This is a genomic window from Burkholderia sp. BCC1985, from assembly GCF_905339915.1.
Classification (GTDB): domain Bacteria; phylum Pseudomonadota; class Gammaproteobacteria; order Burkholderiales; family Burkholderiaceae; genus Burkholderia.
Map to the genome: position 1 here is coordinate 1 of NZ_CAJPGY010000055.1, position 14,319 is coordinate 14,319.

Annotated in this window: 14 protein-coding genes and 1 pseudogene; 7 read left to right on the forward strand and 8 right to left on the reverse strand. The window is 69.7% G+C overall.

Going from position 1 to position 14,319, the window contains the following annotated elements:
• Nucleotides 1-204: 204 nt before the first annotated feature.
• Entirely contained in the window at nucleotides 205-918 is a 714-nt protein-coding gene (locus tag U4Z31_RS32890; RefSeq protein WP_321812561.1) for an SDR family NAD(P)-dependent oxidoreductase, read from the forward strand.
• Nucleotides 919-1,006: 88 nt separating this feature from the next.
• Here the strand turns inward: U4Z31_RS32890 and U4Z31_RS32895 are convergent.
• Nucleotides 1,007-1,090 (reverse strand): annotated as a pseudogene (locus U4Z31_RS32895) (RidA family protein); the annotation flags it as partial.
• A gap of 105 nt (nucleotides 1,091-1,195) precedes the next feature.
• On the opposite strand from U4Z31_RS32895, the gene U4Z31_RS32900 reads away from it, so the two are divergent.
• A complete protein-coding gene (locus U4Z31_RS32900; protein WP_039321747.1) occupies nucleotides 1,196-1,393 on the forward strand; it encodes an oxidoreductase-like domain-containing protein in 198 nt (65 codons plus the stop codon).
• 69 nt (nucleotides 1,394-1,462) lie between these two features.
• Here the strand turns inward: U4Z31_RS32900 and U4Z31_RS32905 are convergent, their stop codons facing one another.
• A complete protein-coding gene (locus U4Z31_RS32905) occupies nucleotides 1,463-2,923 on the reverse strand; it encodes an MFS transporter (RefSeq protein ID WP_321812562.1) in 1,461 nt (486 codons plus the stop codon).
• Between the two features lie 159 nt (nucleotides 2,924-3,082).
• Between U4Z31_RS32905 and U4Z31_RS32910 the strand changes: the two genes are divergently transcribed.
• The 3 genes from U4Z31_RS32910 to U4Z31_RS32920 are packed head-to-tail and all read left to right on the forward strand — an operon-like array spanning nucleotide 3,083 to nucleotide 4,628.
• A complete protein-coding gene (locus U4Z31_RS32910) occupies nucleotides 3,083-3,955 on the forward strand; it encodes a LysR family transcriptional regulator (protein ID WP_044846723.1) in 873 nt (290 codons plus the stop codon).
• Nucleotides 3,956-4,014: 59 nt separating this feature from the next.
• Nucleotides 4,015-4,281, forward strand: coding sequence for a hypothetical protein (locus U4Z31_RS32915; protein WP_321812563.1), 267 nt, complete (start codon nucleotides 4,015-4,017; stop codon nucleotides 4,279-4,281).
• Nucleotides 4,282-4,307: 26 nt separating this feature from the next.
• The gene (locus U4Z31_RS32920) at nucleotides 4,308-4,628 is read left to right on the forward strand and encodes a hypothetical protein (RefSeq protein ID WP_257769343.1); all 321 of its coding nucleotides are present in this window, start codon (nucleotides 4,308-4,310) and stop codon (nucleotides 4,626-4,628) included.
• A gap of 42 nt (nucleotides 4,629-4,670) precedes the next feature.
• Here U4Z31_RS32920 and U4Z31_RS32925 read toward each other — a convergent pair whose 3' ends face one another.
• Nucleotides 4,671-5,570: a LysR family transcriptional regulator gene (locus U4Z31_RS32925; protein WP_321812564.1), complete on the reverse strand. Its 900-nt coding sequence runs from the start codon at nucleotides 5,568-5,570 to the stop codon at nucleotides 4,671-4,673.
• Nucleotides 5,571-5,669: 99 nt separating this feature from the next.
• Between U4Z31_RS32925 and U4Z31_RS32930 the strand changes: the two genes are divergently transcribed.
• Complete coding sequence (locus tag U4Z31_RS32930; protein ID WP_124489056.1) at nucleotides 5,670-6,650, forward strand: NAD-dependent epimerase/dehydratase family protein; 981 nt, start codon at nucleotides 5,670-5,672, stop codon at nucleotides 6,648-6,650.
• A gap of 74 nt (nucleotides 6,651-6,724) precedes the next feature.
• On the opposite strand, the gene U4Z31_RS32935 is transcribed toward U4Z31_RS32930, so the two are convergent.
• The 5 genes from U4Z31_RS32935 to U4Z31_RS32955 all read right to left on the reverse strand — a co-directional run bounded on the left by U4Z31_RS32935 (nucleotide 6,725) and on the right by U4Z31_RS32955 (nucleotide 11,738).
• Nucleotides 6,725-7,426 (reverse strand): DUF2848 domain-containing protein, encoded by a 702-nt coding sequence (locus U4Z31_RS32935; RefSeq protein WP_321812565.1) that lies wholly within the window; start codon nucleotides 7,424-7,426, stop codon nucleotides 6,725-6,727.
• A gap of 49 nt (nucleotides 7,427-7,475) precedes the next feature.
• The gene (locus U4Z31_RS32940; protein WP_321812566.1) at nucleotides 7,476-8,795 is read right to left on the reverse strand and encodes an MFS transporter; all 1,320 of its coding nucleotides are present in this window, start codon (nucleotides 8,793-8,795) and stop codon (nucleotides 7,476-7,478) included.
• Nucleotides 8,796-8,885: 90 nt separating this feature from the next.
• Nucleotides 8,886-9,572, reverse strand: coding sequence for a DUF4286 family protein (locus U4Z31_RS32945; RefSeq protein WP_321812567.1), 687 nt, complete (start codon nucleotides 9,570-9,572; stop codon nucleotides 8,886-8,888).
• Between the two features lie 99 nt (nucleotides 9,573-9,671).
• On the reverse strand, nucleotides 9,672-10,724 hold the full coding sequence (locus U4Z31_RS32950; RefSeq protein ID WP_321812568.1) for a LysR family transcriptional regulator: 1,053 nt from the start codon (nucleotides 10,722-10,724) through the stop codon (nucleotides 9,672-9,674).
• Between the two features lie 222 nt (nucleotides 10,725-10,946).
• On the reverse strand, nucleotides 10,947-11,738 hold the full coding sequence (locus U4Z31_RS32955) for an SDR family oxidoreductase (protein WP_321812569.1): 792 nt from the start codon (nucleotides 11,736-11,738) through the stop codon (nucleotides 10,947-10,949).
• 430 nt (nucleotides 11,739-12,168) lie between these two features.
• Between U4Z31_RS32955 and U4Z31_RS32960 the strand changes: the two genes are divergently transcribed.
• Nucleotides 12,169-14,313 carry a hydantoinase/oxoprolinase family protein gene (locus tag U4Z31_RS32960; protein ID WP_321812570.1) on the forward strand — a complete coding sequence of 715 codons (2,145 nt, stop codon included), beginning with the start codon at nucleotides 12,169-12,171 and terminating at the stop codon, nucleotides 14,311-14,313.
• The last annotated feature ends 6 nt before the right edge of the window (nucleotides 14,314-14,319 follow it).

Consider the following 14,319-nt stretch of genomic DNA (forward strand, 5'->3'; position numbering starts at 1 on the left):
CCGTCCACCGTCATGCGCGGTGCGCGCCTTCACGGCTGCGGATCAACCGAGCGGCTGCGTTGGCGGTGACGCATTGATCGCCGTGCGCGCGCAAGCATGAACGGCGCTACGCTGTCGAAACGCTGGCCACGCGCGTCCGTGTCGGTACCGGCATCGCCCCGAACCACGTATCATCCAACCCCCTCGACCCAGGAGAGCACATCGATGGAACACGACCTGAAAGGCAAGGCAGTCGCGATCACCGGCGGATTCGGCCATCTCGGCGTCGCCACGGCCGCCTGGCTCGGCCAGCGCGGCGCGCGCGTCGCGCTGATCGGCCGCGGCGCGGCGCCGGACGCGCAGGCGTTGCCCGACGTGCCGGCCGATGCGCTGCGCATCGGCGGCATCGACCTCGTCGATCCGCAGGCGGCTGCGCGCGCCCTTGAAGCGGTGAATCGCGAATTCGGCCGGGTCGACGCGCTGCTGAACATCGCGGGCGCGTTCGTCTGGCAGACGATCGCCGACGGCGACGCGGCCACGTGGGACCGCATGTACGAACTGAACGTGAAGACGGCATTGAACGCGTCGAAGGCCGCGCTGCCGTATCTGGTGACGAGCCCGGCCGGCCGCATCGTCAACATCGGCGCGGGCGCGGCGTTCAAGGCGGGCACCGGGATGGGTGCCTATGCAGCCGCGAAGGCGGGCGTCGCGCGGCTCACCGAGGCGCTGGCGGCGGAACTGCTCGATCGCGGCGTGACCGTGAACGCGCTGCTGCCGAGCATCATCGACACGCCGCCAAACCGTGCGGACATGCCGGATGCGGATTTCACGCGCTGGGTCCGGCCCGAGCAGCTTGCGGCGACGATCGGATTCCTGCTGTCGACCGACGCGCAGGCGATCACCGGCGCATCGATTCCGGTGAGCGGTCGCGTGGCGTAGCAGGGAGCGGGTGATCGCACTCGAGTGCGACGTCAGGGCATGCGAAATCGCGCACGCGAGATTTCCGTGATTGCCGCGATTTCGATCGGATCCCGCCGTCGCCCTGGATCGCGGCCATTGAGAAGGCGCCGAACGGCGCCCGGCGTTCCGGCGGATTCACTGCTTCGGCCATGGCGCGATTCCTGTCGGTGCGGGATGCGCGGCTGCGCCCGGTGCGTGCCTGCATGCCGCCGACCATCACCGTATACTGGGCGTTCCACACCATATGACTGAAGCCGTGACCAAGCCTGCCTCCGCGGATACGCTCGCAGACGATCCGCGTCCGACCCCGCCCGAACAACCCGAACTGGAAGACTGCTGCAACAGCGGCTGCTCGCCGTGCGTGTTCGACCTGTACGACGAAGCGCTGGCGCGCTATCGCGTCGAGCTGGCCGAATGGGAAGCACGGCACGCGCAACTCAAGCATCACCAGTGAGCCCGCCGCCGGCAAGCGATCGCGCATGCCGCGATTCGTTGCCGGCGAGGGCTTCCCGGGCCGGCGTCGTCACGCGATGGCGCGCCCCCGCCGATGCATCGGCCCCAATGCGGCCGACAACGCGACGCACGCCAGCAGCACGGCCGCCAGCGCCCACATCGCCGTCCTGAACCCCTGCACGTAGTCGAGCGCGCGCGGCTGCGCGCCGAGCCGCGCGAAGAACAGCCCGCCCAGCGTCGCGGCGCCGACGGCCGCGCCGATCTGCAGCATCGCGGTGACCATGCCGGATGCGACCCCGGCGCGCGCCGCGTCGACTTCCGCGAGCACGATCCGCACGACCGACGGCAGCACGAGGCCTTGCCCGATGCCGATCGCCGCGATCCCCGCGTAAAAGCCCGGGCTGGGCGCATGATCGCCGGCCAGCGCGGCGGCGGTCGCGACCCCGGCCGCGAGCATCGCGAAGCCGAGCGTGAGCACGCGATAGCCGCCGAACCGCTCGACGAGACGCGGCATCAGCAGCGGGCTCGCGAGGAAGCCGATGCCGAGCGGCAGGATCGCGAGCCCCGACGCGAGCGGCGACCAGTTCAGGCAGCCTTGCAGATAGATGCCGTAGCTCAGGAAGAACGCGCTCAGCATGTAGAACAGGAACGCGAGCGTGAGCCCGAGCGCGACGACCGGATTGCGCAGCAGGCGCACGTCGAGCAGCGGGTCGCGGCCGCCGGCGAGCCGGCGCGCTTCGACCGCCAGCAGCGCGCCGAGCATCGGCAGCGCACCGACGACGCACGCGATCATCCACAGCGGCCAGCCCGCCTCGCGTCCGTGCGTGAGCGGATAGACGAGCATCAGCAGGAACAGCGACAGCAGTACCGTGCCGGGCACGTCGATGCGCTGGCCGCGCGGCGGCCGGCTTTCCGGGATGAAGCGCCAGCTGCCGAGCAGCGCGAGGATGCCGATCGGCACGTTGACCAGGAAGATCGCGCGCCAGCCGAGCCCGAACGGATGCAGGTCGATCAGCGCGCCGCCGCCGAGCTGGCCGATCACGGCCGCGAGGCCGAACACGAAACCGTAGAAGCCCATCACGCGCACCTGCTCCTGCGGGCTGAACACGCTGCGGATCGTCGCGAGCACCTGCGGCGCGAGGATCGCGGCGAACAGGCCCTGCAGCACGCGGCCGCCGACCAGCACCGCGCCGCTGCCGGCGAGCCCGCACAGTGCCGACGCGACGACGAACCCGGCCATCCCGATCATGAACATCCGCTTGCGGCCGTACAGGTCGCCGAGACGCCCGCCGGTGATCTGCACGACCGCGTTCGCGCACGCGTAGGCCGACACGACGAGCTGCAGCTCGGCCGGCCGCGCGCCGATGCCGTCGCGGATGGCCGGCAGCGCGAGATTCACGATGAAGTAGTCGAGCGGCGGCAGAATGGCGCCGACCAGCAGGACCACGAGCGCCCAGCCGTGATGGCTGCGCGGCGGTGCCGCGGCAGCCGCGCCGGCCGGCGCGCAACGGGCGAGGGTGTTGTCGGTCATGAAAGGAAATCCGGAAGAATGGTGGCCGCAACGCATGCCGAATCCCGTGGAAACGGGTTCGGCGGGCCGTTGAACCGATATTCTGCGGACCGCCGATGAATCGGAAAAGCGGGAATTGGTGGTAGCATCCATCGGGTTATTCGATGGATGGAGGGTGCGATGCGCGGTTTCGACCTGGATCAGTTGCGCACGTTCGCGGCGGTGGCGGATGCGGGCAGCCTAACGGCGGCCGCGCCGCTGCTGCATCTGTCACAGTCGACGGTCAGCGAGCAGGTGCGCAAGCTCGAGTCGCGCGCCGGCGTGCCGCTGTTCGTGCGCAGCAAGCGCGGGGTCGAGCCGACGCCGGCCGGCGCGCGCTTGCTGCAGCATGCGCGGCGCATCGTCGCGCTGAACGAGGCCGCGTTCGACGAAGTGCGTGGACAGGCGATCAAGGGCGAATTGCGCGTCGCGATCACCGACTACTACCGGACGCATGAAGTCGCGGGCCTGCTCGCGCGGTTGCGGGAGTGCTACCCGCAACTGAGCCTGCACGTGAGCGCGATGAAGAGCGCGGAGATCGAAGCTGCCCATGCGCGCGGGCAGATCGATCTTGGCGTCGTGATGAACCTGTCGAGCGGCCCGTTCCGGCCCGCGTCGGCCGATACGCGCTGGGTGCTGCGGCGCGAGCCGCTGTCGTGGGTCACGTCGCCCGCGCTCGCCGAGCAGTTGCCCGAGCCGTTGCCGCTCGTGCTGCTGCCGGACGACTGCATGATGCATCAGATCGCGGTGCGCTCGCTCGACGAGCAGCACGCGCCGTACGTGCTCGTGCACAGCGCGTCGGGCGTCGCGGGGCTGCAGTCGATGCTGGCGGCGGGGCTCGGCGTCGGCTGCCTGTGCGCGTCGGCGATCGGCGAGGGCCTCGTGCGGCTCGGCGCGAAATACCGGCTGCCGACGCTGCCCGACGCGGTGTTCTCGCTGACGCCGCCGATGCCGGGCGAGCGCGAGACGGTCACGCAGGCGCGCGAGGTGCTGTCGCGGCAGTTGCTGATGTGAAGCATGAAGCACGCATGCGCGTCGGCGCAGCGGCACGTATTCGACGGGAGTCGGTACCGATGAAAATATCGAGAGATTTCGGGATCGTCGTTCGACGCGCGGCGCTGGTCGAGAAAGACGTCGGCCTGTCCGCGCTCATGCGCGAATTCAATTTCGCCGACTGTTTCGACGAGTCGGACCGGCTGGTGTCGCTCGGCCCGTTCTTCGGCGGCGACGCCGCCGATGCGTGCATGAGGTCGCTCGAACGGCGCGGGCTGGTCTACTTCGACGATTTCTTCCTCGTCGAGGAAACGTATCCCGGTTGGTGCGAGCTGGAAGCGTTCTGAACGTTGCGTAGCAGGGGGCGATACGCATGAACGACGAACTGAAAAGCGAGATGGCCGCGCGGTTGGCGCACGCGCTCGAGCGGGTGATCGACGAGCGCTCGCTGATCCGTTTCCTGCGCGTGCTCGGCCATGACTGGCACAAGGAGCGCCAGCTCGAGGCCGACTTGCCGCCGGCGCCGTATGCGGCCGCCGCGCTCGGCTGGGAAAACCGCTCGATCGGCGAGTACCTGGAGGCGATGGTCGACTGGGCCGAGGCGTCCGACGAGGGGCTGCGCTGCTACGACCTGCCCGACAACCCGTGGCGGCGCATGGCCGACATCCTGTTCGCCGGCAAGATCCACGAATAGCGCGCGCCGCGGCGATTTGCGTGCGCGGCGGGCGGGAACGGCCTAGTCGGCCGTCCCTTCGGCATACGCACGCAGCCCGTTCGCCAGCGCATCGAATACGGCCCGGCAACGCGGGCTCGTCCGCAGATCCTCGTGCATGACCATCCAGGTTTCCAGTTTCGTCGCGGGCCCGTCCGGCAGCACGCGCACGAGCCGTCCATCGCGCTGCGCGAGCCGGTTCTGGCAGAAGCCGATCCCGTAGCCCGCGCGAATCATCGCGAGCTGCGCGAGATTGCTGTCGGTGCGCAGCGCGAACGCATCGCGGTTCCACAGCGGCATCCCGCGCCCCGCCGCGCGGATGAACGGCGTGACCGTATCGAAGCCGATCAGCGCGTGATGGGCGAGTTCGTCCGTCGATGACGGCGTACCGTTGCGCGCCAGGTAGTCGTCGCGCGCATGCAGCCCGACTTCCAGCGCGCCGATGCGCCGCGCGACGAGCGCCTCCTGCGCGGGCGGCGCCATCCGCACCGCGATGTCGGCCTCGCGATTCAGGACGTCCTGGATGCGGTCGGTCGGCACCAGTTCGATCACGAGCCCCGGATGGTCGCGCCGCAACTGCGCGAGCATCGGCGGCAGCACCTCGACCGCGATCACGTCGCTGGCCGAGATCCGCACGGTGCCGCGCACGCCCGCGCCGTGGCTCGCGGCCGCGCGCTCGAACGCGGCCGCCGCGCTGCGCAGCGCCTCGGCATGGCCGCGCAGCGCCAGGGCCGCCTCGGTCGGCAGCAGCCCCGACGGCGAGCGCGTGAACAGCGTCTGGCCGAACGCGGCTTCGAGCGCCGCGACGTGGCGGCCGGCCGTCGGCTGTGTGATGCCGAGCGCGCGCGCCGCGCCCGACAGCGAGCCTTCCGTCAGCACGGCGAGGAAGGTGCGGTAGCGTTCCCAGTTCAGATCGATGGCCATGCATAAATGTATAGCCGATGCATCGGGTTAAGCAATTCCTTGTTAGGCTGCCTCGCGCCAGAATGGGTGCTGACAACGGTTCATTCACGGAGAACGGCAATGACGGCGAACGCAGGCGGGACGCAACGACAGGCACTCGTGCTCGGCGCGAGCGGAGGTATCGGCGGCGAGGTCGCGCGTCAGTTGCGCGATGCCGGCTGGCAGGTGCGCGCGCTCAAGCGCGGGCTCGACGCCGAGACGGTGGAGCGCGACGGGATCGCGTGGCTGCGCGGCGACGCGCTCGACCGCGAGGCGGTGGTTCGCGCGGCGCGCGGCTGCAGCGTGATCGTGCATGCGGTGAATCCGCCCGGCTACCGGAACTGGTCGACGCAGGTGCTGCCGATGCTCGACAACACGATCGCGGCGGCGACGCTGGCGCAGGCGACCGTCGTGCTGCCGGGGACGGTCTACAACTATGGCCCCGACGCGTTTCCGGTGCTGCGCGAAGAGGCGCCGCAGCATCCGGTGACGCGCAAGGGCGCGATCCGCGTCGAGATGGAGCGGCGGTTGCAGGCGGCGACCGCGCAGGGCGTCCGGACGATCATCGTGCGGGCCGGCGATTTCTTCGGGGCGCACGCGGGCAACAACTGGTTCGGGCAGGCGCTCGTCAAGGCCGGGCGGCCCGTCGCGGCCATCAGCGTGCCGGGCCGGCCGGGCGTCGGCCATCAATGGGCGTACCTGCCGGACGTCGCGCGCACGATGGTCGAGCTGCTCGAGCGGCGCGACACGCTGGCGCCGTTCGCGCGCTTCCACTTCGGCGGTCACTGGGACGCGGACGGCACGCAGATGGCGCAGGCCGTGCGCCGCGTCGCGCAGCGGCACGGGATGCGGCCGACGGTGCGGCGTTTCCCGTGGTGGCTCGTGTGGGTCGCGGCGCCGTTCGTCACGACGATGCGCGAGATGCTCGAGATGCGCTATCTGTGGCGCGAGCCGCTCCGGATGGACAACGCGCGGGTGACGGCGGTGCTGGGCCGCGAGCCGGTGACGCCGCTCGATACGGCGGTGGAGGCGACGCTGGCCGGGCTGGGCTGCTTGCGATGACGGCGAGCGCTGAAGGCGGGTGACGGGGCCGCGTGCGGGCGGGTTCTTTATTGCCTGCGCACCTGCCACCGCCTTTACGCGACAACCGGCAATACCTCGACCTCGTACCGATGCCGCAGGCTGCGCCCGAGCACCGGATCGTGGAGTTCCATCTCGAACGCGTCACCGTCGCCCATCGCCGCGATCGCGCCGTGTACGGCGACCGTGCCGCCGAACATCGCGCAGCGCGCGGGCATCGTGCGCCGGTCGTCGAAGCGGTGCCACAGCGCGGCGGGCGCAAGCAGCCCGCTGACCGCGCCGTGCTGATATGCGACGCGCTCGCCGCCGGCTTTGATCCACCACGAACGCATCTCGATCGCGTCCCAATGATCGGCGACGTCCGCATGACGCCACGCGTCGCGGCCGAGCGGTTTCGCGCACACCTGTTTCGACACCGCGACGCCGTAGGCCTCGACTTCCCGATCCGTATGATCGGAGCCGACCGTCACCAGCGTGCCGACCGGGCTGTCGATCAGCACGCACTCGATCTCGCCGCCCGAGCGTGCGCCGAGCACGCCGATCGACGGCGCCTGCGTGAGCAGCGCGGACGACACGCGATAGAAACACGGCGTGGCCGACGGCGGCGCGACGCCGAGCGCCGCGAGTTCGTCGATGTGCGCGCGGATCGCGTCCGGATCGCGGCCGGCCCAGCCGGCGATCACGACACGTTCGATCTCGACGTCGACCTGGGCGGGCGCGCCTTGCAGGGACAACACGTTGAACGACAGGGCTTGCATGCGGGTATCCGTTCGAAGTGCGAATGAGTGAAACGACCGGCGGGGATGTTCAATCCGCGAGCGGCCGGTGCGCGGTCTCGCGCGCGGCCAGCAGCGCGATCGACGTGACGACGAGCGCCGCGGTGACGTACAGCGATACGGCCGTCGTCGTGCCCGTCTGGCGGAACAGCGTGGCGATCACGAGCGGTGCGAAGCCGCCGCCGGCGATGCCGGCGAGCGTGTAGGCCAGCGACGAGCCCGCATAACGCACGCGGGTCGGGAACTGTTCGGTGACGAACGCGCCTTGCGGGCCGTACATCACAGCATGGATCACGAGGCCGATCGCGACCGCCGCGACGATCGCGCCCGGCCGCGCCGAATCGAGCATCGCGAAGAACACGAACGCCCATACGATCCCGGCGATCGCGCCGGCGAGGTATACCGGACGGCGTCCGAAGCGGTCCGACAGCGCGCCGAAGAACGGCACCGCGAGCGCGTTGCAGGCCGTGCCGATCATCACGGCCGTCAGCGCGACCGGCCGCGACAGGTGCAGCACGGTCGTCACGTAGGTCAGCGTGAACACGACGATCAGCGCGTACAGCACGTCGGAGCCGATCCGCGAGCCGCCGGCGATCAGCAGGCGCCGCCAGTGACACTTCAGCACTTCGGCGACAGGCACGTCGGCGGTCGCGTGCGATTCGGCGAGCTGCTCGAACTGCGGCGTTTCGTCGACGCCGCGCCGCAGCCAGAAACCGAATACGACGAGCAGCGCGCTGGCCGCGAACGGCACGCGCCAGCCCCACGACAGGAAGGCGTCGGACGTGGTGGAGAGCGTCACGAGCGCGATGCAGCCGGTGCCGAGCAGCGTGCCGAACGACGGGCCGATCTGTGTCCATGACGCGGACAGTCCGCGCCGTTTCTGGTCGCCGTGCTCGACCGACAGCAGCACCGCGCCGGCCCATTCTCCGCCGAGCGCGACGCCCTGCACGAAGCGCAGCGTGACGAGCAGGATCGGGCTCAGGATGCCGGCCTGCGCATAGGTCGGCAGCGCGCCCATCAGCGCGGTCGTGACACCCATCAGCACGAGCGTGAGCATCAGCACCGCGCGGCGACCGATGCGGTCGCCGAGGTTGCCGAACACGAAGCCGCCGAGCGGACGCGACACGTAGCCGACCGCATAGGTCGAGAACGCGAGGATCGTGCCGGCCAGCGGATCGACCGACGGAAAGAACAGGTGGTTGAAGACGAGCGCGGCGAGCGTGTTGTAGATCGTGAAGTCGTACCACTCGAGCGACGTGCCGATCATGCTCGCGGTCGCGAGTCGGCTGTTGCGGACGCGGCGGGGCGCGTGGGCGGCGGGCTGGGCGAGAGTGCTCATGGTGTCGGGCATGTCGTGAAGGAGGACGGGGGTGACGCGCGGGGACCGATGCGCGGGCCGCGTGCGGATCACGGACGGCGCGGCCGGTGGCGGCGTCGGCGTTCAGGCCGGCAGCGCGGCGGCGGCCGGTTCGGCTTCGGCGTCGCGACCGGCAGCCGGCAGCGGCGCGGCGGCGCGCCACAGCAGGTCGAAGGTGCGCACGTCGTCGTGACCGGCGATCGCGGCGGCGACGCGGCGCGTGGCCGCGGCATCGCTGCCCTCGATCAGCACGAGCGCGTCGGCGGCCGGACGCGCGGCCGCGTCGGCGCCGATCGGCGCGGACAGGTCCGGCGCGGTGCGGAACAGCCGGGCCGCGTGGATGCCGGGCTCGTGCAGCGCCGCGTCGAAGCGCTCGCGCAGGTGCGGCACGTCGACGCGCTCCGGCGGCAGCACGAACAGCGCGAGATGCACGCCTTCGCCGTCGCCGGCCTCGATCGTCAGGTCGCCGACCCGCCGCTGCGTGCCCGTCATCCGTTCGAAGTTCGCGAGCGACCACGCGGTCTGCTGCGTGAACGCGCGCCGGTACGCGTCGCTATGGAATACGTCGAGCGTGTCCGTCACGTACAGCGCGAGGTACTTGCGCGGGCCGCCGTCGGTCGCGCGAAACCGGCGCGCATGCGTGAAGCCGGGAATCGCGACACGCTCCTGCATGTGCTCGCGGTCGTACCACGCGTTGAAATCGGCTTCGTGCGCGGGATCGATGTCCGTCCAGACGCAGAGCTGGCCGTGCGGAAGGGAAAGGCGGGACATGGCGGGTTCCTTGTGACGGGGTGTGTCAGGAACCGCAGTGTCCCGAAGACGGGCCGCACCCGTCCAACAAGAAAACAAATTCGCGGTGAACAGGTTTTCTTATGAGCGGCGCGGGCGGCGTTTCGCCGAGGGGGCGGGCGACGCGGATTGGGGCGTGCGTTTTGCCGACGCGGGTCGGGCTTTTTTCGCCGAGCGGGCGGGGGACTTGTCGACGATGTCGGTTTCGGTTTCGGTTTCGGCCTTTGCCGACGCGGCGGGCCTCGCATGACTGGAAACCGCCGGCATTGCGCGCGCGACTTCGCTCGCCAGTTCCGCGATGCGCGCGGCGACCGGCAGCCCCCGCGTGCGATACGACGCGACGAGCGGCAGCGCGGGGAATTCGGGTTCGACGTCGAGCAGTTCGAGCGCGCCTTCCTGCAGTTCGCGCCCGATGATCGCAGGCGGCAGCGCGGCCACGCCGAAACCGTCGGCGACGAGCCGGATCATCGCGGCGACCGACGTGATGCAGTTGATGCTGGCCGGCCGCTCGACGGCCGCGAACAGCCGCTCGATCGTCGCGTGCGGGCCCGAGTGGCGCGAGAAGCTGATGATCGGGTACGCGGCAAGCCGCGCGACGTCGAGCCGTTCGCCGCCGAGCCCGAGACGCGGGCTCGCCGCCCAGCGCACCGGGAATTCGCACAGCGGCAGGTTCGTGAAGTCGGGGCCCGGCACCGGGTCGGTCTGCAGGATCAGGTCGACGCCGTCGGTGCTCAGCAGGCGGATCAGGTGCAGTGTCGTGTCGCTGGTGATCTCGACGTCGAGGCGCGGATAGCGCTCGCGCAATTGCGCCATCAGTGCCGGAAACCAGCTGTGGACGATCGACTCGATCACGCCGATCCGGATCAGCCCCGCGTCGCTCGCCGCGTCGATGTCGCGCCGCATCTCGCTGTCGAGCCGCACGATGCGTTCCGCGTACGCGAGCATGCGCCGCCCCGCGGGCGTGAGCGTCGCCGAGCGCGTGTTGCGGTCGAACAGCCGCACGTCGAACGCTTCTTCCAGCGACGCGATGCGGCTCGACACGGCCGCCTGCGTCGTGTGCAGTTTCTCGGCCGTGAGCCGGAAGTTCTCCAGCTTCGCGAGCCAGACGAAGGTTTCAAGAAACCGGATGTTCATCGAATGCCGATCGGTGAGGCAGTGCCGCGCGGGGGCGGCGGGATCGGTCGATGTTAGCGGATTTCCGGGGCGGGAAGCGCGCGCGGCGTGGTGCATGCGCCGGGCGAGGGAACGGGCGGTCGCGTACCGGCGGGCGAGCGCGGCCGCCCGTCACGATGCGCGCGCGGGCGATGCGTCCCAGTGCAACGAAGATGCGTCGTGCGGGCGGCGTATCCCCATGCATCAAAGCGTGTCGAATGCGAGCGTCGGCACGTCGACGACCGTTGCGCCGCCGTCGGCGACGAGCGTCGCGCCCGTTACGAACGACGCATCCGGTGATGCCAGGAATGCGCACACGGCCGCGATCTCGTCCGGATCGGCCGCGCGCCGCAGCGGCACGTCGGCGCTCACGCGGGCATACGCGCCGTCGAGCGTGTCGCCGTATGCGGACATCAGCGGTTCCATTTCTGCATCGGCCATCGGCGTACGGACCCAGCCCGGGCACACCGCGTTCGCGCGCACGCCGTGCGGCCCGTAGTCGCGTGCAAGCGATCGCGCGAGCCCGAGCAGCGCATGCTTGCCGACCGTGTAGCCGCATACGCCGGGCCCGGCCGCAAGCGCGGCGATCGACGCGACCAACACGATACTGCCGCGCTGCGCGATCAGGTCGGGGAGGCACGCGCGTGCGCTGACGAACGCGGTGTCGAGGTTCGCATGCAGCGCGTCGCGCCATTGCGCGTCGTCGGTTGCGTCCGCGCGACCGAGACCGTGGCCGCCCGCGCACGCGACGAGCGCATCGACGGGGCCGAACCGCCCGGCGATCTCCGGCAGGAAGCGGGCCCAGTCGGCCGTGCTCGCGGCGTCGCCGGCGAGCGCGAGGCCGCCCGTCTCGGCGGCGAGCGCGTCGAGCGGTGCGCGGCGCCGCCCGATCAGTACGACGCGGTCGCCGCGGGCGGCGAAGCGGCGCGCGCACGCGGCGCCGATGCCGGTGCCGGCGCCGGTGATCGCGATCGTACGGGGTTGCGGGTGCGTCATGTCGTTCTCCGTAAGGGGGGCGTTTCCGGTCACTTTAGGCGGCACGGATGAATGCCGGTATCAGCCGAAAGGATGAACGTGAATGAGGGGCGACGGCCGGCGATGACGTCACGCCGCACGGCGAGGCGCCCGCGCTGCCTCCGTTCCTGATCCGGGGCAAGCGTGCACCCGCCCGCCGGGGGAGCCGACTGATATTCGGACGCCTGACCAGTCCGGAATCCGGACGTCCAAGGTGAGTCGCCTGCCCGAAGCAACCCGCTCCATCCGATGGGCGCCCCGCCTGGCTTGACCGGGGCGCGCCGATCGGCCGGATCCACCGAATGGCACGGTTGTTGCCTCCTTGCAGATGAGCCGACGCCCGGGATCGAACGATGACCCCGTTCGAACCGGAGCGCGGCTCATCACGACTTCAATCATTGGAGACATCACCATGGAAGGACTTTCGCAAGTCCAGGTCTTGGGCATCGACGCGGGCGGCACGATGACCGACACCTTCTTCGTGCGCGAGGACGGACGGTTTGTCGTCGGCAAGGCGCAAAGCAATCCGGAGGATGAATCACTCGCGATCTTCAACTCGTCGCAGGACGCGCTCGCGCATTGGCAACGCGACGTCGACGACGTCTATCCGGAACTGGTCACCTGCGTGTATTCCGGCACTGCGATGCTCAACCGCGTCGTGCAGCGCAAGGGGCTCGACGTCGGGTTGCTCGTCAACAAGGGCTTCGAGCACGTGCACCTGATGGGGCGGGCGATCCAGAGCTACCTCGGGTACGCGCTCGAAGAGCGCATCCACCTGAATACGCACCGCTACGACGAGCCGCTCGTGCCGTTGTCGCGAACGCGAGGTGTCACCGAGCGTACGGACGTCCAGGGCGAGATCGTGATTCCGTTGCGGGAAAACGAAGTGCGGCAGGCTACGCGGGAGCTCGTCGCCGCCGGTGCGAAAGCGATCGTCATCTGTTTTCTTCAGTCGCACAAGAACGCCGCGAGCGAGCGCCAGGCGCGGGACATCGTGCGCGACGAGCTGGCTGCGCGCGGCGTCGATCTCCCGGTGTTCGCATCGGTCGACTACTACCCGCAGCGCAAGGAAAGCCACCGGATGAACACGACGGTGCTCGAAGCGTATGCGGCCGAGCCGTCGCGGCAGACGCTCAGGAAAGTCAGCGACCGCTTCCGCAAGCACGGCGCGAAATTCGACCTGCGCGTGATGGCGACGCACGGCGGCACGATCAGCTGGAAAGCGAAGGAACTGGCGCGCACCATCGTGTCGGGGCCGATCGGCGGCGTGATCGGCTCGAAGCTCCTCGGCGAGGCGCTCGGCTACGACAACATCGCATGCTCGGACATCGGCGGCACGTCATTCGACATGGCGCTCATCACGAAGGGCAAATTCGCGATCGCGTCCGACCCGGACATGGCGCGCCTGGTGCTGTCGCTGCCGCTCGTCACGATGGATTCGGTCGGCGCGGGCGCCGGCAGCTTCGTGCGGCTCGATCCGTACAGCGGGGCCATCAAGCTCGGGCCGGACAGCGCCGGCTATCGCGTCGGCACGTGCTGGCCCGACAGCGGCCTGACGACGGTGTCCGTATCCGATTGCCACGTCGTGCTCGGCTACCTGAACCCGGACAACTTCCTCGGCGGCCAGATCAAGCTCGACGTGAATCACGCCCGCGAGCACATTCGCGTGCAGATCGCCGAGCCGCTCGGACTCTCCGTGGAGGATGCGGCGGCCGGCGTGATCGAGCTGCTCGACCTGCAACTGCGCGAATACCTGCGCTCGAACGTCAGCGCGAAAGGGTACAACCCGACCGAATTCGTGTGCTTCTCGTATGGCGGCGCGGGGCCGGTTCATACCTATGGCTACACCGAGGGCCTCGGCTTCAAGGATGTCGTCGTGCCGGCGTGGGCGGCAGGCTTCTCGGCATTCGGCTGCGCGTGCGCGGATTTCGAGTATCGCTACGACAAGAGCGTCGATCTCGCGCTGCCGCAGCTCGCGTCCGACGCCGAGAAGGCGCAGGCCGCGCAGACGATCCAGAAGGCCTGGGCCGAACTGACCGCCAAGGTGATCGACGAGTTTCGCATCAACGGTTTCGGCGAGCGGGACGTGATATTGCGGCCGGGCTTCCGGATGCAGTACATGGGCCAGCTCAACGACCTCGAAATCGAATCGCCGATCGCGGGCGCGTCCGGTGCGGACGACTGGGACAAGATCGTGACGGCCTTCGAAGAGACCTACGGCCGCGTGTACGCGAGCTCCGCGCGCTCGCCGGAGCTGGGTTTCTCGGTCACGGGCGCGATCATGCGCGGCATGGTCGTCACGCAGAAGCCGGTATTGCCGGAAGACGCCATTGCCGGCCCCACGCCGCCGGCGGACGCGCGTATCGGCACGCGGCGTCTGTATCGGCACAAGCAGTGGCATGACGCGGTGATCTGGCGAATGGAGTCGCTCAAGCCGGGCAACGAGATCGCGGGGCCCGCGATCATCGAATCCGACGCGACGACGTTCGTCGTCCCGAAGGGCTTCGCCACCACGCTCGACAAGCACCGCCTCTTCCATCTTAGCGAAGTCAAGTAAGGAGAC